The 24,522-nt window shown below is 53.6% G+C and carries 23 protein-coding genes; 16 read left to right on the top strand and 7 right to left on the bottom strand.

Features of this window, described 5'->3' with window-relative positions; translation table 11 throughout:
* Positions 1-301: 301 nt before the first annotated feature.
* Both FDP08_RS07975 and FDP08_RS07970 read left to right on the top strand, forming a co-directional pair.
* On the top strand, positions 302-1,348 hold the full coding sequence (locus FDP08_RS07975; RefSeq protein ID WP_137435448.1) for a thiamine pyrophosphate-dependent dehydrogenase E1 component subunit alpha: 1,047 nt from the start codon (positions 302-304) through the stop codon (positions 1,346-1,348).
* Entirely contained in the window at positions 1,345-2,358 is a 1,014-nt protein-coding gene (locus tag FDP08_RS07970) for an alpha-ketoacid dehydrogenase subunit beta (protein ID WP_137435447.1), read from the top strand. Before FDP08_RS07975 ends, FDP08_RS07970 begins: the two co-directional genes overlap by 4 nt.
* A gap of 302 nt (positions 2,359-2,660) precedes the next feature.
* On the opposite strand, the gene FDP08_RS07965 is transcribed toward FDP08_RS07970, so the two are convergent.
* A complete protein-coding gene (locus FDP08_RS07965) occupies positions 2,661-4,610 on the bottom strand; it encodes a DUF3604 domain-containing protein (protein ID WP_206077277.1) in 1,950 nt (649 codons plus the stop codon).
* A 480-nt stretch (positions 4,611-5,090) separates the two neighbouring features.
* Between FDP08_RS07965 and FDP08_RS07960 the strand changes: the two genes are divergently transcribed.
* The 8 genes from FDP08_RS07960 to FDP08_RS07925 all read left to right on the top strand — a co-directional run bounded on the left by FDP08_RS07960 (position 5,091) and on the right by FDP08_RS07925 (position 12,333).
* Complete coding sequence (locus tag FDP08_RS07960; RefSeq protein ID WP_137435446.1) at positions 5,091-5,852, top strand: hypothetical protein; 762 nt, start codon at positions 5,091-5,093, stop codon at positions 5,850-5,852.
* Between the two features lie 107 nt (positions 5,853-5,959).
* Complete coding sequence (locus FDP08_RS07955; protein ID WP_137435445.1) at positions 5,960-7,078, top strand: DUF3800 domain-containing protein; 1,119 nt, start codon at positions 5,960-5,962, stop codon at positions 7,076-7,078.
* Between the two features lie 100 nt (positions 7,079-7,178).
* Positions 7,179-8,342, top strand: a complete 1,164-nt coding sequence (locus tag FDP08_RS07950; RefSeq protein WP_137435444.1) for an AlbA family DNA-binding domain-containing protein — start codon at positions 7,179-7,181, stop codon at positions 8,340-8,342.
* 414 nt (positions 8,343-8,756) lie between these two features.
* On the top strand, positions 8,757-9,677 hold the full coding sequence (locus FDP08_RS07945) for a beta/alpha barrel domain-containing protein (RefSeq protein WP_137435443.1): 921 nt from the start codon (positions 8,757-8,759) through the stop codon (positions 9,675-9,677).
* Between the two features lie 113 nt (positions 9,678-9,790).
* On the top strand, positions 9,791-10,099 hold the full coding sequence (locus tag FDP08_RS07940) for a hypothetical protein (protein WP_137435442.1): 309 nt from the start codon (positions 9,791-9,793) through the stop codon (positions 10,097-10,099).
* Positions 10,100-10,237: 138 nt separating this feature from the next.
* Positions 10,238-11,098 carry an AbiJ-NTD4 domain-containing protein gene (locus FDP08_RS07935; RefSeq protein WP_137435441.1) on the top strand — a complete coding sequence of 287 codons (861 nt, stop codon included), beginning with the start codon at positions 10,238-10,240 and terminating at the stop codon, positions 11,096-11,098.
* Between the two features lie 87 nt (positions 11,099-11,185).
* Complete coding sequence (locus FDP08_RS07930) at positions 11,186-11,800, top strand: hypothetical protein (protein ID WP_137435440.1); 615 nt, start codon at positions 11,186-11,188, stop codon at positions 11,798-11,800.
* Positions 11,797-12,333: a hypothetical protein gene (locus FDP08_RS07925; protein ID WP_137435439.1), complete on the top strand. Its 537-nt coding sequence runs from the start codon at positions 11,797-11,799 to the stop codon at positions 12,331-12,333. Before FDP08_RS07930 ends, FDP08_RS07925 begins: the two co-directional genes overlap by 4 nt.
* Before the next feature lie 285 nt (positions 12,334-12,618).
* Here the strand turns inward: FDP08_RS07925 and FDP08_RS07920 are convergent, their stop codons facing one another.
* A complete protein-coding gene (locus FDP08_RS07920) occupies positions 12,619-13,038 on the bottom strand; it encodes a universal stress protein (RefSeq protein WP_137435438.1) in 420 nt (139 codons plus the stop codon).
* A 238-nt stretch (positions 13,039-13,276) separates the two neighbouring features.
* On the opposite strand from FDP08_RS07920, the gene FDP08_RS07915 reads away from it, so the two are divergent.
* The 3 genes from FDP08_RS07915 to FDP08_RS07905 all read left to right on the top strand — a co-directional run bounded on the left by FDP08_RS07915 (position 13,277) and on the right by FDP08_RS07905 (position 16,705).
* Positions 13,277-14,647: a S41 family peptidase gene (locus FDP08_RS07915; protein WP_170978991.1), complete on the top strand. Its 1,371-nt coding sequence runs from the start codon at positions 13,277-13,279 to the stop codon at positions 14,645-14,647.
* A gap of 221 nt (positions 14,648-14,868) precedes the next feature.
* A complete protein-coding gene (locus FDP08_RS07910) occupies positions 14,869-15,759 on the top strand; it encodes a hypothetical protein (protein ID WP_137435436.1) in 891 nt (296 codons plus the stop codon).
* A 217-nt stretch (positions 15,760-15,976) separates the two neighbouring features.
* Positions 15,977-16,705: a substrate-binding periplasmic protein gene (locus FDP08_RS07905; protein WP_170978990.1), complete on the top strand. Its 729-nt coding sequence runs from the start codon at positions 15,977-15,979 to the stop codon at positions 16,703-16,705.
* A gap of 691 nt (positions 16,706-17,396) precedes the next feature.
* Here FDP08_RS07905 and FDP08_RS07900 read toward each other — a convergent pair.
* The 3 genes from FDP08_RS07900 to FDP08_RS20470 form a co-directional block, all read right to left on the bottom strand.
* Positions 17,397-18,497 (bottom strand): mandelate racemase/muconate lactonizing enzyme family protein, encoded by a 1,101-nt coding sequence (locus FDP08_RS07900; RefSeq protein ID WP_137435434.1) that lies wholly within the window; start codon positions 18,495-18,497, stop codon positions 17,397-17,399.
* 109 nt (positions 18,498-18,606) lie between these two features.
* Positions 18,607-18,870, bottom strand: a complete 264-nt coding sequence (locus FDP08_RS20475) for a tautomerase family protein (protein ID WP_228263261.1) — start codon at positions 18,868-18,870, stop codon at positions 18,607-18,609.
* A gap of 42 nt (positions 18,871-18,912) precedes the next feature.
* On the bottom strand, positions 18,913-19,041 hold the full coding sequence (locus FDP08_RS20470) for a tautomerase family protein (protein WP_228263260.1): 129 nt from the start codon (positions 19,039-19,041) through the stop codon (positions 18,913-18,915).
* Between the two features lie 148 nt (positions 19,042-19,189).
* Between FDP08_RS20470 and FDP08_RS07890 the strand changes: the two genes are divergently transcribed.
* Together FDP08_RS07890 and FDP08_RS07885 are read left to right on the top strand one after the other, a co-directional pair.
* The gene (locus tag FDP08_RS07890) at positions 19,190-19,645 is read left to right on the top strand and encodes a metallophosphoesterase family protein (protein ID WP_137435433.1); all 456 of its coding nucleotides are present in this window, start codon (positions 19,190-19,192) and stop codon (positions 19,643-19,645) included.
* A 214-nt stretch (positions 19,646-19,859) separates the two neighbouring features.
* Positions 19,860-21,617 (top strand): alkaline phosphatase family protein, encoded by a 1,758-nt coding sequence (locus FDP08_RS07885; protein ID WP_137435432.1) that lies wholly within the window; start codon positions 19,860-19,862, stop codon positions 21,615-21,617.
* Between the two features lie 110 nt (positions 21,618-21,727).
* On the opposite strand, the gene FDP08_RS07880 is transcribed toward FDP08_RS07885, so the two are convergent.
* Entirely contained in the window at positions 21,728-23,053 is a 1,326-nt protein-coding gene (locus FDP08_RS07880) for an ethylbenzene dehydrogenase-related protein (protein WP_137435431.1), read from the bottom strand.
* A gap of 217 nt (positions 23,054-23,270) precedes the next feature.
* Here FDP08_RS07880 and FDP08_RS07875 point away from each other — a divergent pair, with 217 nt between their 5' ends.
* A complete protein-coding gene (locus FDP08_RS07875) occupies positions 23,271-24,161 on the top strand; it encodes an alpha/beta fold hydrolase (RefSeq protein WP_137435430.1) in 891 nt (296 codons plus the stop codon).
* Between the two features lie 3 nt (positions 24,162-24,164).
* Here FDP08_RS07875 and sorU read toward each other — a convergent pair whose 3' ends face one another.
* Positions 24,165-24,485, bottom strand: a complete 321-nt coding sequence (gene sorU, locus FDP08_RS07870) for a SorU family sulfite dehydrogenase c-type cytochrome subunit (protein ID WP_137435429.1) — start codon at positions 24,483-24,485, stop codon at positions 24,165-24,167.
* Positions 24,486-24,522: the final 37 nt, after the last annotated feature.

Below are 24,522 nucleotides of genomic sequence, written 5' to 3'. Positions count from 1 at the left end.
TCTGTCTGCCGCTGATGCGAGGCGTCAATCGTCCTACTCGAATGTCCGCTTTGCGACCCGCGCCGCCGTCCTCCTATGCTGTAATCATAGGCTAGGCGTGTCCACGAGAGTGGGGAACGTCCGATGGAAATGGCGTCGAAGATCGGGGCTTCAGCGATGATGAACTACACTTTCTAGAGAGAATCAGGTCCTCCTTCAGCAGATCGTAAGGGTATGGCCTGCGCCACCGCATGCCTTGTCCGCTTCAGAAGATAGTCCTGGTTCAGCCTCCGCTTGGCCGTCAGTGTTAAGGGAAACGAGCATGGAACCGGACTTCATCGCACTCTACCGTAAGATGTTGACCTGCCGGCGGGTGGAAGAGGCCATCGCCGACCTTTGGCATGATGGCCGTATCTCTGGTGAAATGCATCTTGGCATCGGCGAGGAAGGTATCAACGCCGGTGTGCTCGACCACCTTGAAGACGGCGACGCCGTTGCTCTCGACCATCGCGGCACAGCGGGAATGGTGTTGCGGGGCGTTGATTTGACCGCCATCCTCAAGGAATGCCTGGGCGCTGCCGATGGTCTTTGCCGTGGGATGGGGGGGCATATGCATCTTTATTCCAAGGCCCACCTGGCCGCCTCATCCGGTATCGTGGGAGCCTCCGGCCCCGCCAGTTGCGGTTTTGCCCTGGCGGCCCAGCAGCTTCGGCCCGGAAAGTTGGCGGTGGCGTTTTTTGGCGAAGCGGCAATGAACCAGGGCATGTTGCTGGAGTCGTTGAATCTCGCTGCCGCCTGGGAACTCCCCGTGCTGTTCGTCTGCCGTGACAACGGTATGGCTATCACTACGCCATCCGCCTCCGTCACGGGAGGCAGCCTTGAGGAGAGGGCACGGGGATTTGGACTCCCGTGGGCGACGGTGGATGGTGCGGATGTGCAGTCGGTCTGGTTGGCTGCGGCGGATCTCATTGATCGGGCCCGTGGTGGGCGTGGCCCAGGATTCTTGCGGGCAACCTGCGTTCGGCCGGAGGGGCACTTCCTGGGCGATCCGCTGATTCGTATTGCACGTCGCCCCGTTGCCGAACTTCGGCCACGGATTGGTCCGCTGGCTTCGGCGGCGACCAGCGGCCAGGGCTCATCGATAGCGCAGCGCGCGGCCAGTTTTGGCAGGCTGGCGTCCATGTTCCGCCGCGTTGCACGCTCTCAACTGGGAACCGCCCGGGATCCGGTACTTCAGCTCCGTAAACGTCTCGCTATCCCGTCTGCTACGTTGGAATCCCTGGAGCAGGAGGTGAACCGCTTGGTTTCTGGAGCGGTCGAGGAAGCACTGAACGCCTTGGGGGCAGCGAACGAGGAGGGCGGGGTATGAGGCGGATGACCTATGCGCAAGCCATCGAAGACGCGCTGGCCCAGGCGATGGCCGCCGATGAACGGGTGGTGGTGTTTGGTGAGGACGTGCACGCGCTTCGAATGAACCTCTACGCTCGGTTTGGCGAACGCCGTGTGCGCCCCACCCCAATCAGCGAGTCGGCGTTTTTGGGGGCGGGGGTGGCAGCGGCGATGGCGGGTCTGCGACCGGTGGTCGAGTTGATCATGATCGATTTCCTCGCGGTAGCGACGGATGCCATCATCAATCACGCGGCCAAGATCGACGCCTTCTCGGGCGGTCAGTGGCAGGTACCGTTGGTCGTCCGAGCCGGTTGTGGCGGTGGTTACGGCGATGGAGGTCAGCATTCCCAAGCGCTGTGGGGGTGGTTGGCCCACATTCCTGGACTCAAGGTGGTTGTGCCGTCAACACCGGCGGATGCGGGTGGGTTGCTTATGGCTGCACTCGCCGACGAAGGCCCCGTCATTTTTCTTGAGCATCAGTTGCTGGCTGAGGACTGGCTTGAATACCTGGGCTCCGGTGGGCGCACCACGGTTTCCTATGATATCCCCGCCGAGGGGCGTGAGGGGGAGGTGCCCGACCACTGGGACGCGATAGAGATCGGCCAAGTGGCCTTCCGTCGCACCGGCACCGACCTGACAATTGCGGGCGTCGGTGTGGGGATTCATCGGGCCGCTGCGGCTGCTGAGTCGCTCGCGACTAACGGTATCTCCGCCAGTGTGCTTGACCTGCGCACCGTGGCCCCCCTCAACCGTGAAGCGCTGGTCAATGACGTCCGGCGCACGGGACGCCTGCTTGTGGTGGATGAGGACTATTGCCACTTTGGCTTGACCGGCGAGCTTGCCGCCGCGCTCCTGGAAGCCGGGTTGGCTCCGCAATATGCGCGGGTTGCGGTAAACGAAACGATTCCCTTTGCTCCGGCACGGGAACGGGCGGCTCTGCCCAATGTCGAGCGAATTGTCGAGGCGGCTCGACGGCTGGTGGCTCGGTAAATCGGTGCTGCACGCAGTCAAGTCGAACCGCCGACGACAGCATAAGCGGGAGTGAAACGGGGGCAGGATCATCCCTCCGCATCGTTATCGGCGCTCGGGTTTAGGTTTGGACCGTGGGGTTAAGCTGTGCACGCAAGACTACCGAAACTCCATAGGAAAACCCAAGTCTCTAAACCTGAATGTCCGCTTTGCGACCTCCCGCATCCCAGGCAATACCTAAACAAAAGCGAACATTCACACTCTCTTCCGCTGTTCCCGGGAATGAATGGGACAGCCTAAGGCTGCCCCGCGGATAGATGCCCCTAGCCCTGGGGCGTGTACCAGATCGGCGACGTGTAAACCCGCTCCTGCTGTGTTTTACGCTTACCTTCAGGGATTTCCACACCGAAAAAGGCACTGTCGTATGTCAGCCAGCTTGGTGTCGGAATCTCAAGAACGCGGATGTAATAGAACGCTCGCTGAGAGGCATCGAAGTCCGGGTCTTTCCAGAAGGCTTGCAGGAACGGATCTCCGATGGAGTTGCTGTATTCCGCCGTTTCAACGTCGACCGTGTTGCCGACAGGAGGAAGCTTGCCATCGGCTCCCGGCTGTCGGTCGTCGGACCAAGCGACATCGTAGACTTTCTCCTGTGGCTCTCCCTCTTCCGTTGTCCATCCCTTGATGATTTGAACGCGATCGAGGTTTGCCCCGTCAGGGTCGCGTAGGGCTCGAACCAGCAATGTTGGTGCGCCACCATCAGGCGCTGCGGTAAGGTCGCCCCCCATAGGCACACCGTTATCATACCCATAGGCTGCAAAATTCGAGCGCTGAAGGTCGCTCTCCTCAAAGCCCCAGCCTGCAAAGACTCTTACCCGCATCCGCGTGCCTGTTGTCGCAAAGGTCTCTTTGCGTTTCATGGCGTCCCAAATTGCTTCACGTGTGTTTTCACGGGCCCAAACGGCAGCGAGTCCGGCAGCAAGGGTGTCGCTAGCGATCTGATCATCAGAGGGGTCATCAGGCGTAAAACGTCCGGTAATTTGCTCTTCAAAACGGACGGGGTCCGACGTTGGCTCGACAAATGTTACCTTGCCAAAGAAGTTGTTTTCCTGAGCGGTAGAGAGGCCCGTGTGTGCGTCGGTTGATCCAACAACGCCCATCTTGAAGGGATTTACGCCCAGTTCGGCCTCGTAGGTCAGGCCACGCTTCCAGGCAGACCGCGCATACTCTCGAGGCAGCATGTCTGGTGTCTTGGGCTCTTCCCCGAAACTTCCCGTGTCCCAGGTGTAGTAGTCCGCGAATTCGTCATTGGGCGAAAGCATCGGGTGCGCCTCACCATCGCCCTTGATCTGCGTAACTTCGTAGATAGGCTCCCACTTCTGGCGGCGTTCGGCGTAATCAGCAGTCAGGGGCTTCCCGGACAGCGTGACATCATCAAACATGAGTCCGTTCGACAGATTCCCGTTGTGGGGGATGGCCAGTAAGCGGCCTCCTGTTTTCGCTTCGTAGTCTGCCATCCACTGCCAGAGGTCTTCGGGGTCGTCACTATCATAGGTTGAGAAAGGCACGATCTGGTCGGCAAGCTCCTTCCCATCCCGGAAGATCACATTCCGGTGCAGGTTGTTGCCGTTTGGGCCGGACGTCCATTCGTAGCCGATGAACGCGGTGAAGCTACCGGGCAGGTTGTGGCGTTCAGCGGCTTCGGTGAGGCGTTGCCACATCGTCTCGTCGAGACCACTGCCCTTCATCGGGTCGGAGCCTCCCTTCTTGTTGACTGCACCGAACCACTGAACATAGGTCTTATCGCGCGCGTCGATGGTCCTGGGCGCGTAGGTTTCAGCCAGGGTTCGCCCCCATTCATTTGAGTCGAGGACCGGGTTCTCTTCTTCAAGGGCAATGGCGATCCCGAGATTTTCTGAATGATCGGCGACAACCAGGAAATCGAGTGGCCGCTGAAGTCGGGCAGGAAGTCCCTGCGATGAAATGACCTCCTCCCCTTTGGCAAAACGGTAGGCGTCATCGGGCGTGGTTGTTGCCATTGCGAGACCCGCATCGGCTGAAAACGCCGTGTGAAGATGGGTGTCGCCGAAGAAAACCTGATTGGGAAAGTCCTCTTTCAGGTACGGTGAATACTCAACGTCGCCTGAGCCCAATGAATGCGGGATGTGCAGTTCCTGAGCGAATACGGGTGTAGCTGCAAGTAGTGCTGCGCCGAAGGAAGTTGAAGCGAGTAGAACCGATAACATTCCATGGGTTCGGTTGATGTCGGATGGCATGGTTGACCCCTCCCTGAGGTGACCAGATTCGTCGTTGTGAGGTTACTGCCGTTAATCGAAGATTAGTCAGTCCACCCGGAATGTCCAAAGAGTCGATAACAGGCGGATAATCGGCGGAGCCCATGCCCTTGAGTGTCCGCTTTGCGACCAAGGCTACTCACAGACCTCAGGTAAACAAAAGCGAACGTTCGAGTCAGGGCTTTTCTCCAGATCCTCCAGGCCAATCACAGCCATTTCATCCAGTATGATTGGCGGAGCAAATTGCAGACGCTGAATGATTACATGGTAGAGATGTCCGTGCTCGGCTAAGCTATTGTTTTATCGATTTATGTGCAGCGTGATCAATAGCTCAAAGTCAGTATACGCAGTTCAATTTCTGCCATGATAAAGCGCATTGTCTAATTACTTTTAGGAATATATATGTGGGTCTCCAGTAGAATTCGTTGTGATTCTCATGTGATGACATCGGAATCTTTTCACTTGTTCCAACGTGAGGATTCAAATATTCGGATTCATGAGGTTCGCGAGCATGATCTTGTCTTATCGGTTCGGCCGATGGACGAGCATGCGTCGGAAACTGAGCGAGTTCATGACTGCAATCGTGTAATCAATGCAATGCTTATCGCTCTCAACGCAGGGTGTCTCGGTACTTTCACGCTCGATGAAGACCCATGGGCCCATCCAATCCTAACTGTAGCCGACGACTTGGAAGGTAGGAACTCTCGAAAAGCAGCGCTAGTCGTAGAACCAAAGACTGCCTATCCAGATCGTCAGCAACTTACTGACCGCGATGTCGAGAATTCTGTTTTGATATTCGGCATTGTTGCTCGCGAGCGCACTTCGGTTCTTACCGGGGAATATATCAGAGGCCTTCTACTCATGCGTATGAACGTGCTTGAGTTGAATTTCCGTAGAGAGTCATTTCTTTGCTTTTACCGGGCCTTAGAACACTTTGCGGCTAATCGTATTCTCAAGGTTCGCAAACTCTCCAACGAACTCCGTGATTTACAACGGGCGTTGCGAACTTTGACCAACGATAAAGAGCTTATAGAGGAATTGAGAACGGTCTATAAAATCCGGTCGAGCCAGGTAGCACACTCACAGAATAACCAAGTCGAAATCTCACAAGATGATCTTTTAAAAACAAAAGTTTTTCTCGACTTTATCATGCATAAAACATTCAGGGCTGAAGCTGATGCTGCCATGTTGGCGCGCCGTGAGGCAGCGTCACGAGGAGCGTGAGATTCCTAACCATCACAGTCAGGGCGAGGGCCGCTTCATTGCGGCTTCACCCTCATTCCTAAGCCGCGAGTGCGGTGGGTTTTAAATCAAGTACGGATACGCTTCATATGTATTTTTTTGTGGATGAAAGCGGACATACAGGAACGAACCTGTTTGATGAGAATCAACCGATTCTCAATTATGGTGTGCTGAGTGCTAAAACGAACTTGGACGTTTTGGCTGCTCCCAAGGTAAGAGCGGCCCGCAAGAAACTTGGTGTTAAGCGCTTGCATGCGAATGAGATCGGTTTTGGTGGCTTGGTTCAAATTGTTGATGAGTTAGCCGAAATTCAAAAGAAATATAGCCCCAGATTCGATTTATATAGGGTAGCGAAACCTGACCACGCCATTATTTGCTTCTTCGATCAGGTCTTTGATCAGGGAATGAATCCTGCTGTTGGCTGGATTGGCTACTGGACACCAATGAGGTATGTGTACCTTGGCAAACTAGCCTTTCTATTTGATGATGATCTTGCACGTCGAGCCTGGGAAGCAAGGATACAGCTCAACGATGCAAAAGCTGAGTCTGAGCTAAAATCGATATGCGGGGAGCTATTAGGACGTGTGCATGTTTTGCCTGACGAAAGGTCACGCCAGGTCATAGGCGATGCGTTACGGTGGGCAAAGGATCATCCAGAAAAGATTCATTACAACTGCAAAACAAAGAAAGAAGTTTTAACGATTACACCGAACATCATTGGATTTCAGTTTGTAATGCATGGAATTGCTGGTAGAACCAAGAATCCAGACCATGCCAAGAGAATTGTGGTAGATCGGCAGTCTCAGTTCAATAAAGCGCAGAAAGCGTTGGCTGAGTTTTATGATGGAGCAAGAGATGTACCTTGGCTAGTCGGTCCTGGCTTACCGGAGATGGATCTTTCAAATATTCCGAGAGCTCCTCTCAGTTTTGTGGCCGGCACCGATAGTGTTGGCTTAGAGCTGGTCGATGTATATCTATGGTTGTTCAAACAAATTATGGATGAGAAACGGTTGCCGCCAGAATTATATCCAATTGTTAATCCTCAATTGAGGCGCGGAATAACCGATGAGATTTCGATAAACGCGCTTAATTCTAAGTGGTCAAAAATCATTCAGGAGCTGCCTGAGCCAACGGAAGAACAGCTTGCGAAAGCAAAGGAAATGACCGACTTGGATGAGGCCCGTCGCCAAAACGCTATCCGAAAATAGTTTTAACCAGTGGCCGTTGTCAGGGAGCCGCTTAGAGCTGGCGTTCCAATACCACCAATAAAAGCGCGATGCGCTTTTTTGATTCAGTGCGGAGTATCGAATGAATATCGGGCTTTTCGAAAACCTTATCTATGAGGAAGAGAGCACGACGCTGGACTTTAAGAAACAGCAATACCGTTTTTCGAAAGAAAGCGAAGATGTGAAGTCGGAGCTCTTAAAGGACATCTTGGGATTCGCAAACGCTTGGCGTCGATCTGATGCCTTTATCCTAATCGGCGTAAAGGAAGTTCGTGGAGGTCGGGGTGAAGTCGTTGGCCTAGAACACTCAGAGCATCTGGATGACCATGTACTACAACAATTTGTGAACAATCGGACAAACCGACCAATCCGCTTTCACTATGAAGCCTTTGAGTTTGAGGGCAAGCAAGTAGGAATAATAAAAATAGAGCAGCAAGACCGCCCCATTTATCTGAAGCGAGATTATGGCAAGCTATCGAAAGAAACGGTTTATGTCCGGCGAGGAAGCTCGACAGATCCGACTAAACCCGCATCGATAGATGAGATAGCCAAAATGGGTGGGGTATCGCATGAGCCATCTTGCGATTTGGTTGTTGAACTTGCTGATCCGGAAAAGGAAGAGTCGCTTGGAGCAAGGATTGATTGGGAGGCAGAAAACTGCTCGGTTCCCGAACAAAGTGAAATTCCGAACTTTCGGCCACCAGAGCCCGGCGATACTTTTGGACTGGGGGCCTCCTTCGTTTCTAGTATTAATAGCTTCGACGTTAACACTAGCTATTATCGGGAATTAGCTAACTTCGAGTTTATGCATCGTTTGTTCCGACCCATTCGATTCATGATAAAGAACAAAGGTGAAGTTGCTGCTCGTAATGTTCAGGTCGATTTTAAGGTAATAGGCGACTTTGAAGTAGCCATAGTCGACGATTCTGATTTACCGTCGCGCCCGCATAAGAAACAAAACCCTTTTTTGATGCATGGTCCACAGGCACTCCCGACCATCAACTCTAAGATCCCGGGCTCCGTTACGATTGAAAACTCTTGTGTCGAGGTTGATTGTGGTGACCTGCAGCCCGGACGTAAGGTCTGGTCGGAAATTGTCTACTTCGGCTCTAGAAGTAGCCAAGTAATTAAATTAAAAGGCACTATTTTCGCCGACAACTTACCGAAGCCCAAAGAGATTGAGATAGCAATTGATATGACGGTCGTCGAAACTACTCTCAGCATAACTGAGTTGTTGTCACTGTGACGCGGTATCTTGCGGGATCGCCATCTTTTGCTATCGAACAAGTCGCCGTTGTCGGACAATTTTTCACAGCTTCGCCGTGCCAAAAGCTCTGCAAAGCTCAACGTTATCGAACCATATAAATGTTCGCTTTGCGACCCTCGCAGCCTTCCCTCGATCTTAAACAAGAGTGAACATTCGAGTCAGGCCTTTCCTTCAGATCCTACGAGCTAATCCCAGCCATTTCATCCAGTATGATTGCGAGAGCAACTTTTAGACGCTGAATGATTACATGGCAGAGTTGGCCATGCTCGGCTAAGCTATTGTTTTATAAATTTATGTGCAGCGCGATCGATGGTTCAAAGTCAGTAAAATGACGCAGTCAAATTTCTGCAATGATGAAGCGCGCTGCCTAATTGCTGTTAGGCAGGAGGTAACGTGGTCAAACCACATGATGAAAAGGAAGTGACTGACGAATGTGTCGTACATGATCATCCTGTTCCTCCGGAAGAGCTCGCCAGATACAGCATCGATCGAGATCCTTATTCTGAGGCTGACATTGCGAGCTATGTTGAGGGTCAGGCTCGTGACGAAGAGGTTCAACACGTTGAGCGTATCAAGACCGAGGTTGTGTTAGGCGATACCTACGAAATGTGGGATGTAACTACCGATAGTAACCGTTGGTGGGTCATAACGAATCTCACCAACCTCTATTCCCAAAAGCATTTTCCAAGCCTCGACTACACTTTGTCTTTCCATATTGGGCTTATGATGCGCCTCAGAAGCCGGTCGGATAATGTCGATGCAGGAGAGCCAAGCCCATTCGATGAAGTGATTCGCCGCGAGGAGCAGGCATCCGACAGGCATGATAGCGCTGTTGAGGCCGAGGATTACCAAACCGTCGGAATGCTGCTAAGGGAAGCTCTAATTTCGCTGATTGGTGCCCTAAGACGGAGAACTGAAATACCAGAGGGTATAGAACAACCGCAAGATGCCAATTTTATCGATTGGTCAATTGTTCTGATGAACCAGTTGTGCCCTGGGAGTAGCAATAAGACTCTGAGGCAACACTTGAAGAGTGTCGCAAAAGAGTCTTGGCAGTTGGTGAACTGGCTTACTCACTCAAGGAGCGCCAATCAGACAGCGTCTTCTATAGCAATTCATTCTTGCCAAACGGTGATTGGCCATTTTATCCAGATTCTGGAAAGGAGCCGATTTGACAAGAATGAAGAGTGCCCGGTTTGTAAGTCACGGAACATCAGAACGCACTTTGATCTGTCCATAGGTGACGACGGTGAATACTTTTCAAGTTGTGGTGTTTGTGACTGGACTGATCACCCGGATGCAGCGGGCGAATGAGCGGCTGGTTGGGATTTATGCCTAACCAATGGCTGTTGTCGGACTCACCTCCGCTGGCGCTTCGGTGCGCCGCAGAGCCAAGGCGTTAGGCGTCTTCGCCAAGGAGTAATAAAATGCAGAGATTACAGATCATATCGGTATTCGCGTTCGTGATTTTCTACTCGCTTAACTTGAGTGCGCAGGGTTACCAAGGCAAGTATTGCGAACTAGATGGCGCTTCCACCGAAAGTGGGCAAGACGTCGATGGCGAATGCTATATGTATAGCGATCAATACGGTGAGCTCGATGGAGCTGAGACAGGAGACGGGGAATCAGTTTCCGGTGAGTGCTACCGTTATTCCGAGCGTTACGCCGAGTTAGAAAGTGCGGAAACAGAGAGCGGGGAATCTGTTTCCGGCGAGTGCTACTTCTACAATCTATAGCTCGATTTCGCCCAATGCACCCGATCGCTCCTAACAAGGCCAGTCACGCGACGCCCACTGCATTGCGGCTTCGCCTCCATTCCGAAGGCGCGCATGCTGGCTGGCGTTGGGCGTCATTGAAAGCAAAGGTATAGGCCTGTGACAAAGAAGTTTTCCGAGCGAATAGGCATTGTCGAACCAGTTCACAACATCCAGACAGAGGGCATGTCTGATGAGCTTCGGAACTCTTTGTGGAACTTCGTCCATTCTCAATTCCATTCGCTGCGTCATGATCATTGGATCCGCGTCTCAAAATTTGTTGCGCAGTTCTTTCGGAAGGTTCCTGTAGATGAGCTTCCGTTCCGAGATTATGAATGTCGGAAATGGATCAAAGCCTATTTCTATGGTCTCGAATGGTATGAGGTCTACGATCTCATTGAATTTTTGGTCGCCAACAATCAGATGATTATCGACTATCAGGGGCGCGATCAGGAGCGTATCGAGAAGGGTTATAATGAAATCTTTGTGTCGGAGTTGTCTGGTTATCGCTTCGTAGCTGGCGTTTTGGCACCAATTTCTAATCCGGCTGAAACTGGAGCCATTTCAGATGCATTGGAAGCAAGCTCAAGCAAAGGGCTGTCGGGCGCTAGGTCGCACATCCATACGGCGCTCACATTGCTTGGGCGAAAGCCAAACCCCGAGTATCGAAATTCTATTAAGGAATCTATCAGCGCCGTCGAGTCAGTCGTTAAACAGATTTCCGGTTCGGATGCTCAGGGACTAGCTGGCGCGTTGGCAGAACTAGAAAAGTCGGTGCCGATACACGGCGCCATGAAGCAAGGATTCATCAGATTGTATGGATATACGAGCGATTCGGATGGGATTCGGCATGCAATCCTTGAGGAGCCTAACGTCGGCTTTGACGAAGCTAAATACATGCTGGTTTCTTGCTCAGCATTCGTCAATTACCTGATTGCCAAATCGGACGCTGCTGGCTTGCTGGGACGGGCATTGGAATGACTCCCAACAAGTTGCTGCACGCGGAAAAATTACTCGCTGCGCTCCTAATTTTCCGGTGAGCAAAGCGTCAGGCTCAAATAAAACTTTATGAAAGATATCAAACTCCCTTTGACCCAGACCGTCTCTATAACAATCGATACTCAAAATCTTGACTATAGCAATGCGGTCGAGAACGAAGACGGCCTTCTCGTGGTTCCGCTTGGCACTGCGATGAACAGCGAAATTTCCGAGAGCATGGAAAAAGCTAGAGCCAATGGCGGAAAAGTGCTTTATGCAACCACCTCTATTGAACAACAGCTAGAAGGGCTTTTACTAAGATACTTCATGGGGCCTTTCGTCAAACACGATCATCGTAGAGATGTTTTTGAAAGAGAAATACTGCAGTCATCTGCTCTCTCATTCAGTTCAAAAAAAGAACTTATTTCAAAAGTCGTCAACCATGAGGACTTGTTGAAAGGTAAGAAGAAAAACAGATTGCAGAGTGCGCTCAAAAGCATCATGGGGTGGCGAAACGCCTTCGCGCACGGAAAAGTCCAGCACGACAATAGAAAAGGCTGTTTTGTTAAATATTACTCCGGCGGAAGTAAAGAGCTGAATCTTACTGACGAGTTTTGGACTGAGCTTGAGTCTGTTTTCAAGGATTGCTCAGAGCTTGTCAACGAGGCATCGGAGAATCTTGAAACTAAAGAGCCCAACCAGTGAATGAAGCCAACCAATTCTCTGCTGGTGCTCCAAATTGGCGGCTTATTCAGGGCGTGAGCGGGATTATGGATACAGAGTTGAGTTCAGAAGAAGAGCGCCTGGTCTTTGTTATTCGCGCTACAAATGTTGTCGAAACTATCATGAAACGTGTCATCTCGGCGTTCATCGAAGCGCCAGATCACCGACTTGAATTCGTCAACTCATACCTGTTGAATAACTCAACAATGTCTTTCGGTGCAAAGGTTAAGCTCATCCTGGCGATCGCTAAGGAGCTCTCGCTGAAAGTCGATAAAAACGCGTTCCATGTTTTACTGAGTCGGCGCAACGCCTTTGCCCATCAAGATCATTTGGACTCAGTCAGGCTGATGCCTCAGCCGGATGGTACGGCAAACGTTTCATTTGTTGTTGAATCCATCAAGAGCTCCGGGACATTAGAGGCGATCACTCAAGAACAGGCATTTTCTGAGTTTATGCGGGCACAAGCCGTAGTTGAGTCTGATCTCAATAAGTTGATTGCGAGCCTGGAGATATAAACCACTAACCTTGTGATCAATGGAACGCCATTTGCGCTGGGCTACGTTGCCGCCCATCACCACCGTCGTTATTGCACCAGTTGAACGTTCGCTTTGCGACCCAAGCGGCCAATTTATGGCGTCAATCTCCGGCCAAATTATGGTCCCAATACCAACCTCGGACAGGTCACCGTGAATCAGCCAGGCGTCTTCCTGCTCCTTCTGCCCATAGCGCATAGCTGACAGGAAAACCCTTTGAACCATCATTCCGATGGCTGTTCGTCCTGTTTTCTGACGGGCGCTGCGCTAGCGAACCACAAAGACCGACACATCGCTGTGCTTGACGATGATGGAGCCATTGGAGTGGATAATGTGCAGCTTGTCCCCGATGCCGGGCGCATGGGAGGCCATTACGACAAGGTCTGCGCCTGTGTCTTTGATGGCTTCCAGCAAACGGTCATCCAGCTCAACGGCGGTGTCAGCCGTGGGCATCACTTTGCTTTCCGTCTTGATGCCATGGGTCTGGCCCTGCTCGTTTGCAAAGTCAGCAAGCTTGGACGCCAGTTCTTTCGGGTTGTGCGCCGCCGCAGAGGGCGTGCTGTTGGTCACTGCGACGTAGCAGATACTGGCACCATAGTGCTTGCCAATATCGATGGCGGTATCCAGTGCTTTGGAAAGTTTGTCCATGTGTGTCATGTCTACGGGTACTAGAATCTTGCGGTACATAATGGTGCTCCTTTTACCAATTCATGCATCCGATACCAATTCATGCATCCGATTTCAGGCCCCTAATCTCAGGCTTCTATACTTCAAGCTTGGCAGTTTTTTGGAATACTTCCAAAAATCGGTGGCGTTTTGATGTCTTTTCCAAATTAAAACACTTTTTTGCGGCGAAGAAAGGTGCAATGGTTGTGTGACTGTAGCCTGACGTCTGAAAACAACAGAAATGGACCTGGAGTCCTCTATGAAAACCGCCCAACGCCGAGGCAGTTCTCTTTCCAGCCCTGATTTTGCGCGCCTGCAGGGTGTCTGGCGTTCCCAGGGTTACGGCAATGTGTTGCTGATCGAGGAAGATTGGTACACCCTTTTTGAAGAAACCAGCATCAGCTGCCTGAAGATTGATGAGGGCAGTATTGAAGAACTTGGCCACTATTACGAAGATTTGGCGGTATCCCCTAGTGGCCAGGCGTTCAGTGCCCATCGGGTAACTGGAGTAGCACGCATCAGCTTCCGTCGCCTGAAAGGATTGCCCGCCAGTGTCACTGAAAGTCACAGGCACGAGGCAAAGGATCCGCAATACAACTTTGACGTTTTCTGGCGAACCTTTCACGAGCAATACGCCCTGTTTGAACTCAAGGGTGTGGCCTGGGACCGGGCGCATCATGACTATCTTCCCCAGATTAACGCGAACACATCACAGGAAACGCTCTTTGCCATCATGGCTGCGATGCTACGGCCCCTGAAGGATGGCCATATTCGTCTGCATTCACCCTGGGGTCATTACAGGGCAGGTGCCCAGCCGGCGCTCTTCAGTCGGCTGACACGGGAACTTGAAGACGCCAATGATGACCGGGAACTCACCAGCTACCTGGGCGATCTCAAAGAGTCGGCGCGTGACGTGATCCATGAGGATTATCTCGCAAGCGCCGTTAGCCATGGCGGCAACCGGCTGGTGGAGTGGGGATGCCTTAATGACCTCATCGGTTACCTGAACATTCGGGCCATGGCCGGGCAAAGCGGCAAGTCAGGCAAACCGGCTGCGGATCTCAGTGCGGTCGATAGTGTGATGAAGAGGGTGCTGGCAGATGTTGGCGAGCTCCCCAATCTGGTGGTCGATCTTCGCAATAATGGTGGGGGGTACGATGGTGTCGCACTGCGCTTTTCAGCGTACCTGATGGATCGCAAACGGCTGGCTTTCACCAAGTCAGCCCGTCGTGGCAATGGATTCACCGGAAAGCAGTCTGTCCATATCACGCCTGTCAATGAGACTTACCAGGGCAACCTGTTTGTGCTGACCAGCGAGCTAACGGCAAGTGCCGCAGAAATCTTCGTGCTCTCATTGCTGCAGCATCCCCGTCTCACCCTTATTGGCGAGCCTACCCATGGCATCCTTTCCGACACGCTCGAGCGCCATCTGCCAAATGGCTGGCACCTGACCTTGTCCAATGAAATCTACCGGGCCTACGACGGTGAGATATACGAAGATGTCGGCATCCCGCCACACATCCGTCTCAAGTACCTTGGACGAAAAGGGCGCGAGGAAGGCAAAGACCCGATGCTGGAGCGGGTAGTTAAGCTGGTCGGCGGGAGAACTAAACAGAACACCCGCGCATAAAAGCTATTTAAATCAATAGTGACAGCTGGTCTTGGACATGGGTTTCCGCTTTACGAATTCCGTGGACACCCATTGGAGACGCCACGCATAATAGGCATTTAGGGGTGGGTGTCCACCTAGCGCGCTATTGATAAGCCCACCTGATCCATGCAAGAGCCCGAGGCATTGAGCTAGTCTTTTTTGATCCCTCTGCGAAGCGGGGAACCATAGGGGAGCGGCCCGTGAAGACGATCCTGAAAGGCTTCCATTCGGTTTGCGTCGCGTTGTTAGCCGCGTCCATTTTCTACCTTGGCTATGCCTTGCTCAAAACCGCTGCTCGGGTTGAGGTGATGGTGACGACGTCGGAGGGGATTGCTGAAAAACTCGGCCCAGTCGTTGACTTGAGCCCGGAGTTTCTTGATGAGTCCGAGCAACTCCGAGGCACGGCAACGGAGGTTGTTGCAGAGGTGGAAGCAGTTCGCTCCTTGGTCCCGCGAATACTGGACGAGTCTGCCGCCATCAGGCAAAGCATGCCAGCCATTCTTGAACAAACGGAGTTGATGAGGAAAGAGTCGGAGCAGATTCGAGCCGAGGTTGCGCTCTTTCGCGCACAGGTTCCGGGAATGCTCGCTGAACTGGAAGCGTACCGTGCACTGGTTCCTCAAGTACTGGATGAGAGTCAACGGATTCGCGAGACTATTCCCCCTACGCTTAATCGGGTCGAGCGAATTGTGCTGGAGGCCGATGAAATCGCCTCGGAGGCTGGAGAGAACGTTTTCACGGGGATGATTTCAGGCATCTTTAAAGCTCCGGTAAAACTGCTGGGAAATGTGACCGATTTTCTCTTGCCCTCGAACACCCAGCTGTCTGAGAGCGACATAGCAGAACTCAAAAAACGTATGCAAGATTTTTTGTCCATCGCCCAAATAGGCGATGTTCAGACCTTCGTGACTGAAGAGCCCACAATTTCGCTACAGTTCGAGCTACTTTCCCATATGCAGATTGACTCGATGGATTGTCGACTTGTGGCGCTCAGAAGCCGTAAGGCGAACAAACTGTTCAAGCAGACTGAGCTGCAAATATGTCTCGATGATGACGGCAATTGGTTCTTGCATGGCTCAGAAGAACGCTAGCGCGGAAACCGGGACAGGTTTATTTTCAAGCAGCGGGTACCGGTGCGGGTTGAGATTACATCGCCCAGGGAGCAGTGGCCGGAACTGGGGGATGCCTTCGGGGTGGAGGCACGCTTCAAGTAATGTACGTTCATCAGCCAAGAGGATAGACTCGCCTGAGAACTACGACGGGTCTAATCGATAGAGTGGGTTTCCTGCATGCGGTGTTATGGCGACGATGACGATACATAGGGAGGCCAGTCGAGTGCTCTTCGCCTGTGTATGCCTGATGGCGTTTGCTCCGGCCTGGGGGGAGGCGATCCGGGTAGCGGTTCCGCCTCTGGCGAACCTGCTGGAGCGGGACAACTCCGGGGTGTATCAGCGCCTGGTGGGGCGTGCGCTTGAACCACTGGATTACAGCGTTGAGCAGGTATTCTATCCGTACAGACGATCCTTCAAGGCGTTCGAGCAGGGGCGGGTAGACTGCATCTTCTCGCTCGGCGCTATTCTCAAAAAGCGCCTCGGGGCTGAACGCATTGTTCAGAGCTACCCCCTCGGAAAGTTTGTGTTCTACGTGTTCATGCCCTCCGGAGAGGCTCCCATAGAATCCGTGGATGAGCTGAATGACCGCGTTGTTGGCGGTATCATTGGGCACGAGGTCTATCTCAGACCGGTACTGGGAGAGAACCATGGGCTGGAGCAGGTAAGAAGCGAGAAGCAGGCCATCCGGATGCTGGAGCTGGGTCGTATTGATGCCTTCATTGCAGCAATGCCGGACATCCGCCCCTTCCTCGACCGGCTGAGCTACTCCCCCGAGCACCCGCTGCTGCAGAATTTCGATCGGCTAAACTGCCATAACACGGAACGCAATCGCGACTTTATCCGGGATCTGTCCGCAGAGCTCAAAAAGCTCAAGGAAGCGGGTGGGTACCGGGAAGAGGCCGGGGATCTCTATATGCCATTCTGACCGTTACGGGCCGTGCTGGACGAACTCCGCGACCTGGGTTTCGAGGTCAATGAAAATGAAGTGCTGACGGCACTGGTGAAAACGGGCAAGTATCAGGAATCGGATGGGGCCCGGGCTACGGAACGACGAAGTAAATCCCCATTTTTAACAGGACGCATTCAACTGGTCACGCCAATCTGTAATGAACCCAAAAAGGCACCCTTACCACCGAACAGAGGGTGCCCCAAACAGGTTTGATGTCATCAACTGGCTTGCTCTACTTTCACAATACATCCTGATGAAAACGCTCAGCGGTGAGAGAGTCTGGCAGAGTCGGCAAGTCGATTATTTTGGCGCAAGGGGATTGTCCTTTGCACTTGATATCTTCTTCTCCAACGCCCTCGGCGACGGCTGTTCCTGCGAACATTAGTGCCAAGACGGCTATCAATGATAAGTGTTTCATGATTGTGTACTCCTCTGCGTTGTTAACCATCTTGATCCACTACTACTTAATAAGAACCATGCTGTGCTGGTTCTCATAAATTGAGACATCCTCTGCAGGGGAAGGTTACAGACGTTTACAGATGTTTACAGACCTAGTTTTCATAACTGTTTTCAGATTATTTAGAAATATTCTAAAACTACAGGCACCGCCAAGCGTGACGGGTGACGGAATGCCGAGGGAGCACCGGGACCGATTTATTTCCCGGTCTTACTCGTAGACATCCCGCAAGGAAAGTAAGGTAAAGTCTGGTACAACGCCGAGCCCGGGTCGATCACTGAGCCACATTCGGCCGTCCGCCACTTCCGGGGCACCCGTGGCAAGCTGCACTGTGTTGTAGTTGTGCAAATCAGTGGTATTCAGCAAGGCTCTGGGGGATGTGCTGGCGGCGAGGTGTGCATAGGCAGCCGTCGCGATGCCACTGCCCCAAGCGTCTTCAATGGTCATGGGTATGCCGGCGTCTGCACACACATCCCGAATGATCCGGGACGGTGTCAGCCCACCGAACTTGCTGACTTTCAACGCAATGGCATCCATGGCATTGTCTCTTAGTCCACGCTGCAACTCGTTCAAAGTGTTAAAAGCTTCATCCAGTTTGACTGGATGCCTGGCGTGCCGCCTGACAGATAGGCACTCTTCGTAACTGCGACAGGGTTGCTCAAGGTAAATATCCACATCCTCGATGGCCCTTGAGAATCGCAGTGCCTGATCACGCCGCCAGGCGGCGTTAATATCGCCAACCCAGAGTTCATCAGGCTGCTTGAGCTTGCCAAGCCTGCGAACCAGATCGATGTCCTCTTCCACCTCATGGCCTAGTTTAATCTGAATGTGCCGAAAACCTTCGGCACGATAACGACGAAGAGACTCTTCCATTTCCCCTGGTTCGGCCAGTGGAACAATCCGGTGCAAGGGCATGGATGGCGACTGAAGCCCACCAAGCAGTGTGTAGACAGGAAGCCCACACGCCTTGCCCAGGAGATCCCAGCAGGCAATATCGATGGCCGCCTTGGCGACAGCCTGGCCGGTGAGCGCCTGATTCATGCGCTCCTGAATCACCGACACTTGCCGAGGGTCCTGGCCAAGTACCTCAGGTGCCAGTAGTGATAGACAGGAAGGTAGGCCCTCGGCAAAAGCCGCCATGTAGTTGGGACCGCAGGGGCACACCTCACCATAGCCCTCCAGTCCCGTGTCTGTTGAGAGGGCAACAACCGTCGTCTCGAATCCCTGATGGGAGCGGCCGCCAGCAAAGGCATAAGCTTTTCCGGTATATTCCAGATTCGCCGTGTATACCGCCATTCGCTCGATGCGCATACGCAACCCCGCCATAGGTGGAACCGTGATGAGAACAAATTTAGTTCACCGGTGTATGAATAGATAGCGGCGCCAAATCTGAGCTTGAGCACCGAAAACCGGGACAAATCTAGTATTTGGGTAACCTGGACCGCTTTTCCGGAGTCATTCCCTTTTCCCACTCCGCTTCTTTGCCCGGCGTTGGCAGAAACCGCCCAAATTCGATCATCTGAGTGGCGGGAATGTCCTGCAGATAGATCCAGACGTCCTCAGCTGTTATGCCCGCAATTCGGGCTATCTCTTCAAGCATCTGGCTCATCAGGGCCTGTTTGACTTCGGTGCTGCGGCCTTCCCGTACCAGGCCGTGCACATACACTTGAGGCGCGGTGTTCACGCTGCCACCTACAAAGTGCTCGCCCTCACTGGCAGCAAAAAACTAAACCTGGGCAAAAAATCGGGGCGCGCCGGTTTGCGTGTTATGGGCCGATGTTATGGCCTCCGCTATCTGTGATTTCTGCTGCTGCGACAGAGAAAGATTTGCGACCGTAACGGTATAAGTGGGCATGGGGAAGTCCTACCGGGAGTGACATGTATTTACCTGTTCTGGCCGACATTGAGAATCAGGTGGTCTTCTTTCACTATAGCAACACTTACCTGCATGGCCTTGTGCATAGGCTGGGTGGGTGTGATTGAGCGATTCGGAGGGCAGGAGTATGCAAATCGGAGTGATCGCAGACACCCACAGCAAAATGCGTCCCGAAGCCCTGGAGGTTTTGAAAGGCTCGGATTTGATCCTTCATGCCGGTGACGTGGGGCGGGACGAGGTTCTGGATGCGCTGGAGGCGATCGCCCCCTTGGTTGCGATCCGTGGCAATATCGACAAAACAGGCCGCGCAGCGACCCTTCCCGATGTTCAGGATCTGGAATTTCTCGGCCACGCTTTTTACATGCTCCACGACGTCAAAACCCTCGATATTGATCCGCATGGCCGTTACCGGGTGGTGATCGCCGGCCATTCCCATAAGCCCCGTAATGAGTGGATTGGCGATGTGCTTTATTTCAATCCAGGTGGCTCCGGGCCTCGGCGTTTTTCTCTGCCGATCACGGTGGGGCGGCTGCAGGTGAGTGAAGACGGTGTGGTTGGTGAGATTATCGAGCTGGCGGTTTGATCATTTGCCAACCTCATCAGGATGCACCCAGTTGTTATGACTATCCTGTTCCTGGCAGGATAAGCGGGACAGATTTTCCCCCTGTCGGCTTGAAAAAAGCCGGGGCTGTGTTATACCAAAATAACACAATCTGGGCAGTGACTCTGTAGCAACACGGAGCCGTGGTGGTGATTGTTTGGTTAATAAGGACATTCAACCAAATAAGGGTGCGCCCATGACCAGGCTTTCTTTCTCTTTCCTGAAGCAGTTTCGGAACAGTTGGGCGTGCCTCTCGCTCACCTCTGCGTTTTCTGTCCTGGTAGTCGGTCTGGTCCCCGGCGCAGCAGGCGCTGCGGAAACTGAAAGTGGCGGCCACCCAAAGCTGATTCTGCAAATCACCGTGGATGCACTGCGCGCCGATCTTCCCGAGCGTTACGCGTCAGTCCTGGGGGACGATGGCTTCAAGCGCCTCTGGAACAACGGAATCACCTATTCCAACGCCAACTATCGACACGCCAACACAGAGACTGTCGTTGGCCACACATCCCTGGCCACTGGCACAGTACCCGCACGCCACGGGATGATCGGAAATGTCTGGTTTGACCGTGAGTTGGGGCGTCTGATCTATAACATTGAAGATGCACGCTATCGGTTGCTGACCGTCGGTGCTGATGTCGATAAACAGACTGAAATCGATCCGACCCAGAAGGCAGCAAAGGTGGATGGCCGGTCACCAACCGCCATCCTCACGTCAACGTTCAGTGATGAATTGGCGATTCACTTCAATGGGCGGTCGAAGATCTTCGGCGTCTCCATGAAAGACCGGGGCGCAGTGACCCTGGCTGGGCAGACCGGGAAAGCCTTCTGGTTCTCCAAGGCCACCGGGGAGTTTGTTACCAGCACGTATTATTATGACGAGTACCCGCAATGGGTGACGGACTGGAACGCGGGCAAGCCCGCTGGCAAATACGCGGGCCAGGCCTGGGAGCTGCTCCTGAAGCCGGATGCTTACCAGTTTGGTGGGTCTGATGATCAGGATTTCGAAACCGATTTTCCGGGTTTCGGGCGTACCTTCCCCCATGCCTGGGGGGCGGCTGACGACAACTACATGACGACCCGCCTGACGCTCAGCCCGGCCGGTGACGAATTAACCCTGGATTTTGCAACCACGCTGCTTAAAGCCGAGGGGTTGGGGCAGGACGAGATTCCGGATTTCCTTGCGGTCAGCTTTTCCTCAACCGACTATGTCGGTCACGTTTTCGGCGCTTCCAGCCTGGAAACCGAGGACAATATGGCTCGCCTGGATCGTACCCTGGCTGACCTGCTCAATTTTGTTGATGAGCACGTGGGCCTTGAGAACACTTTGGTGGTGCTTTCGGCCGATCACGGACAGCCCGAAGTTCCTGGCCATCTCAATCAGCTTGGCGTGTCCACTGCCAACTATTTCGATGTCGAGGCGCTCGACAAGACGCCGGCCATTGAGGCCCTGAAGAAGGAGTTTGGCATTGGTGAGGAACTCATAGAGGCGTTCTTCCAACCCTACTTGTATCTCAACGATGAGATCATCGATGAAAAAGGTCTGAATAAAGCGGAGATCGAACAGACTCTTGCAGAGACGCTGATGCAGTTTGAGGGTGTCTCTGTGGCGATATCCAGCTCGGCCCTGCGCTCGGGTTCGTTCCCGACAGTGCCAGTCATTGATGCCGTCTTGAATAACTTCCATCCGAAACGGTCGGGCGACATCTACGTGGTCTTCAAGCCCAATGTTTTTATCAACGATTTTGATGGTCTGGAGGTGGCGTCGGTTCACGGTTCCCCGTGGCGTTATGACACCCATGTACCGGTGGTTTTTTCCGGATACGGCCTGAAGGCCCAAACCGTCAGTCGACCAATAGCGCCGTATGACATTGCCCCGACCCTGTCATCCCTGATCGGCTCAAAAGCGCCCTCCGGGGCCGTGGGTGAGCCGTTACCAGAAGTTCTGGGGCACTGACCTAAAGCCTTTCTCCAGCGGGAAAGCTTTTTTTTCGGCCCTGTACCACTGCAGGTGGCACCACACAGATCGACCATGTTCCGGGGTCGGAGTTACCCTGGCCCCGACGGTTAATCCAGAGGGACAGCTGTAATATCTCCGCCTCGGCCGATCCCGACGACAACTGGGAATGACACAAAGTGGAAACGCGTCGTGACATTGTCGTCATGCACGGCAAAGCCGAAGGTATAGGTGTTACCGCGCTTCAGGGTGATGTCGTCGTCATGGCCGGTGTCGAGCGGTCTGACCCAGGTCACAGTCCAGCTCTCATCTTCCCACTTGCCGGTAACCCTGGTGTTGTCCGCCGCCGACCCCCGGGCGTCTATGCGACTCAGCAGTCGGCCTGGAAGCACGTCGCCTTCTTTCCACCCGGCATCGGGGTCATAGGGGACCGAATTATCTTCGCGGATCAGGGCGGCAGGTTCCGGGCCAGTCTCTATATCCGACACGGTGAGGGATTTCCTGCCAACTTTCTTGGGATCGAACATGAATTTGGGGGTCATGGAGTCGCGATCGACGTTCCAGGAGAACGGGTTTTTCCCTTCGTCGAAAAGGCGGTATCCGAGTACAAAGCCGTCGTCTGCCATGTTGACCGGGTTGCTCCGGGCCGCACGCCACTGCATCAGATCCAGAAAAACGCCCTTTTCCTTGAGCTCCGCAAGAACGTCGGGGGATTCAACCTTGTCCCAGCTCGAGGATGTGTCGGTACGGGAGACGGGAAGGTACTTGCGCACGTCATTGCGGCCCAGGCCACCTTCGCCCAAATACGGGTGAGAGCGGACCGCTTCTGATGTAGGTTCGCCCGGCATGTCCCGCATGCCGGTGTGGCAACTGAGCCAGCACCCCTGCTCGGCAAAACGTTGTACATCGCCATCGTCGATCATGATCGCAAGTCGGTCTTCGTAGAGGGGCGGCTCCTCTCCCTGACGCACGCGCTTTGCCGATCGGGGGCCGCCGTAGAATGCCCATGCCTGCCTATCGTAGCGCATGTAGTTGTGCATCACTCCGGGCCGTTCCGCTTGGGTCTTCCAGCGGAACCGGAGATACAGGTTTTCCTCGTCGTGAGCAGCCTGGACAGCCAATTGTAGTGACCCTTTCTTGCCATCGATCGGATTGGGTTCCAGGTGGCCACCTGAGACAATATCGTTACCCATGTCTCGTTCCGAGTCACGGTGGCAGTCCGTGCAGGCGGCGCCGCGTTGCAACTTACGCGCACCGGGATGTTCCCGGCTATGTAACCACTGCAAGCTCGATTGTCCGGGATAGAACAGGGTAACTTCTTCAATCGGAACCGATGTCCAGTCGATTGGTGTTGTGGCGTCAGCCAGAGCGGAAACAGCAGTAAAGTTAGCGGCAAAGGCAACCACGGTGAGGTATCTCAGTGAAGTCTTCAACATGGTGCATCCTCGGCAGGGTAGGTGGGCTTCGACAGCGGGACTTTCAATCTGCCCTGAAAACGCTCGTCCATACTCAAAACATAGACTACGATGCCTGTTTGGGAAACCGGCCAAACTCGACTTTGTTCATGCTCCACGACGTCAAAACCTCTGCGCCCTCAACTAGCAGCAATGAGCTATCCTGAGTCTCTCGACCTTCAAGCATGCGAGCCAAACAATGATCGAAACTCCCCTGGAATTTACGAGCCATGGTACAACCTGTCGCGGTGTTCTTTACACGCCGAATGCCGACAGTGGAAGTTTGCCGTGTGTCGTGATGGCGCATGGTTTTGGGCTGACTCATGCCAGTGGTCTGGCTCCGTTTAAAGAAGCCTTCTGCAATGCGGGTTATGCGGTCTTTGCCTTTGACTACCGCCATTTCGGTGACAGTGATGGTCAGCCACGACAGACGCTGAGCCCTCGGAAGGAAGTGGCGGATTGGCTGGCGGCACTGAATTTTGCGCGGCAGCTGGATCGTATCGATGGGAGCCGCATTTGCCTGTGGGGCACATCGTTTTCGGGCGGGCTTGTGATTGCGGCCGCGGCAAAGGATGGAGGCGTACAATGCACCATCGCCCAATGCCCGATGGTTGATGGTTTGGCGTCTTTGCTGGGTGTTATCGGTTATGCCGGCCTCATGCAGGCGATGCGCCTGACCTGGCACGGAACGGTGGACTGGCTTCGTCGCGGGCTGGGGATGTCTCCCCGGTATATTGCATCGGCAGGCTACCCCGGCGAGTTGGGCATGATGACCGCTGAGGACTGCCAGCAGGGGTATGTTCCCTTGCTGGCCGATAATGCGTCGAATTATGTTGCAGCGGGCGTGAGTTATGCGATTCCCTTCTTCCGGCCCATCCGGTTGGCCAGCAAAGTCGCCTGCCCCGCACTGGTGTTGATTTGCGACCACGATACGGTCGCCCCGGCGAGTGCTGCGGCCAAAGCGGCCGAGAGACTGCCGAACGCGGAAGTGAAGCACTATCCGGTTGGTCATTTTGATGTTTATCGGGGCGAAGCTCTGGTTCAGTCAATCAAAGATCAGCTTGATTTCCTGGCCCGATCTGATTTCTAGGCTTTATTTATCCCCGCCTGTCACCTTGGCAACGTAAGCCGCCACAGCCTGGATCTGCTCCGGAGACAGGGATGCCTTGAACCCCGGCATAACTCCAACGCCGCTGGTAACAGCATTAATTACCATTTCCCGCGATGGTTTAAGTTCATCCAGGTTCGGGCCGATTTCGCCGGAAGACCCGGCGTCTGCAAGGGTATGACACACAGTGCAGGAAGGCTGTGCTTCTTGGGTGAATACCTGTTTTCCCTTTTCGGTGTCGCTGGCCTCGGCCAGAAGCGAGGTGCCAAGCAGGGGCGCAACAAATAGTACGGCAATCATTCTCATATCACGTCTCTCTGGGGCAGGCTGGGCGGGGGCGGCC

The organism is Marinobacter panjinensis (assembly GCF_005298175.1).
GTDB lineage: Bacteria > Pseudomonadota > Gammaproteobacteria > Pseudomonadales > Oleiphilaceae > Marinobacter > Marinobacter panjinensis.
Note: the sequence above shows the minus strand (reverse complement) of the source record. Positions and strands in the feature narration are given on the sequence as shown.

Excerpts from the sequence above, each read along its gene's own strand:
- FDP08_RS07975 (WP_137435448.1), top strand. The coding sequence starts at position 302 with ATGGAACCGGACTTCATCGCACTCTACCGTAAGATGTTGACCTGCCGG.
- FDP08_RS07970 (WP_137435447.1), top strand. The coding sequence starts at position 1,345 with ATGAGGCGGATGACCTATGCGCAAGCCATCGAAGACGCGCTGGCCCAG.
- FDP08_RS07965 (WP_206077277.1), bottom strand. The coding sequence starts at position 4,610 with ATGCCATCCGACATCAACCGAACCCATGGAATGTTATCGGTTCTACTC.
- FDP08_RS07955 (WP_137435445.1), top strand. The coding sequence starts at position 5,960 with ATGTATTTTTTTGTGGATGAAAGCGGACATACAGGAACGAACCTGTTT.
- FDP08_RS07950 (WP_137435444.1), top strand. The coding sequence starts at position 7,179 with ATGAATATCGGGCTTTTCGAAAACCTTATCTATGAGGAAGAGAGCACG.
- FDP08_RS07940 (WP_137435442.1), top strand. The coding sequence starts at position 9,791 with ATGCAGAGATTACAGATCATATCGGTATTCGCGTTCGTGATTTTCTAC.
- FDP08_RS07930 (WP_137435440.1), top strand. The coding sequence starts at position 11,186 with ATGAAAGATATCAAACTCCCTTTGACCCAGACCGTCTCTATAACAATC.
- FDP08_RS07920 (WP_137435438.1), bottom strand. The coding sequence starts at position 13,038 with ATGTACCGCAAGATTCTAGTACCCGTAGACATGACACACATGGACAAA.
- FDP08_RS07915 (WP_170978991.1), top strand. The coding sequence starts at position 13,277 with ATGAAAACCGCCCAACGCCGAGGCAGTTCTCTTTCCAGCCCTGATTTT.
- FDP08_RS07905 (WP_170978990.1), top strand. The coding sequence starts at position 15,977 with ATGACGATACATAGGGAGGCCAGTCGAGTGCTCTTCGCCTGTGTATGC.
- FDP08_RS07900 (WP_137435434.1), bottom strand. The coding sequence starts at position 18,497 with ATGCGCATCGAGCGAATGGCGGTATACACGGCGAATCTGGAATATACC.
- FDP08_RS20470 (WP_228263260.1), bottom strand. The coding sequence starts at position 19,041 with ATGCCCACTTATACCGTTACGGTCGCAAATCTTTCTCTGTCGCAGCAG.
- FDP08_RS07890 (WP_137435433.1), top strand. The coding sequence starts at position 19,190 with ATGCAAATCGGAGTGATCGCAGACACCCACAGCAAAATGCGTCCCGAA.
- FDP08_RS07885 (WP_137435432.1), top strand. The coding sequence starts at position 19,860 with ATGACCAGGCTTTCTTTCTCTTTCCTGAAGCAGTTTCGGAACAGTTGG.
- FDP08_RS07880 (WP_137435431.1), bottom strand. The coding sequence starts at position 23,053 with ATGTTGAAGACTTCACTGAGATACCTCACCGTGGTTGCCTTTGCCGCT.
- FDP08_RS07875 (WP_137435430.1), top strand. The coding sequence starts at position 23,271 with ATGATCGAAACTCCCCTGGAATTTACGAGCCATGGTACAACCTGTCGC.
- sorU (WP_137435429.1), bottom strand. The coding sequence starts at position 24,485 with ATGAGAATGATTGCCGTACTATTTGTTGCGCCCCTGCTTGGCACCTCG.